The organism is Streptomyces filipinensis (genome assembly GCF_014649495.1).
GTDB lineage: Bacteria > Actinomycetota > Actinomycetes > Streptomycetales > Streptomycetaceae > Streptomyces > Streptomyces filipinensis.
On sequence record NZ_BMTD01000078.1, the window covers coordinates 1 to 993 of the forward strand.

Genomic DNA, 993 nt, shown 5'->3' on the forward strand with positions numbered 1-993 from the left:
GTTCAGCCTGGTGATGAGCGGTGCGATGGTGCGGCCCTCGCGTGCGGCGGCTTCCCAGTCGCGGGGTTTGAGCTGGTACTTCTCCGAGTCGAGGTATTCCTCACCGCCCTGCCTGAGCGGGGTGTTCTCGCACAGCTCGTAGCCGCTGTAGATGCCCCAGGTGGGAGAGAGGGTCGCGGCGAGCACGGCCCGGACCTCGAAGGCGGGCCGCCCGCCGTGCTGGAGATAGGCGTGCAGGATGTCCGGGGTGTTGGCGAACAGGTTGGGCCGCATGTAGGCCGCCGCCTCCCCCGACAACTCACCCAGGTATTCGGTCAGTTCCTGCTTGGTGTTGCGCCAGGTGAAGTAGGTGTACGACTGCTGGAAGCCGATCTGGGCCAGGGTGTGCATCATCGCCGGCCGGGTGAACGCCTCCGCCAGGAAGATCACGTCCGGGTCCTCGCGGCCCACCTCGGCGATCACGCGCTCCCAGAACACCACCGGCTTGGTGTGCGGGTTGTCCACCCGGAAGATCCGCACACCGTGTCCCATCCAGTGCCGCAGGATCCGTACCGTCTCCGCGACCAGGCCGTCCATGTCCGCGTCGAAGGCGACCGGGTAGATGTCCTGGTACTTCTTGGGCGGGTTCTCCGCGTAGGCGATGCTGCCGTCGGGGCGGTGACGGAACCACTCGGGGTGCTTGTGCACCCACGGATGGTCCGGGGAGCACTGCAGCGCGAAGTCCAGGGCGACCTCCAGACCCAGCTTGCGTGCCTCGCCGACGAAGTGGTCGAAGTCCTCCAGCGTGCCGAGCCCGGGGTGGACGGCGTCGTGCCCGCCCTCGGGCGAACCGATCGCCCAGGGCACGCCCACGTCGTCGGGCCCGGCGGTGAGCGTGTTGTTGGGGCCCTTGCGGAACGTGGTGCCGATGGGGTGGATGGGCGGCAGGTAGACGACGTCGAAGCCCATGTCCGCGATCGGCTTCAGCCGGCGCACGGCTGTGCGGAACGTGCC

At 68.4% G+C, this 993-nt stretch carries 1 pseudogene; it reads right to left on the minus strand.

Features of this window, described 5'->3' with window-relative positions:
- Window positions 1–993, minus strand: a pseudogene (locus IE244_RS41540) (alpha-1,4-glucan--maltose-1-phosphate maltosyltransferase); the annotation flags it as partial.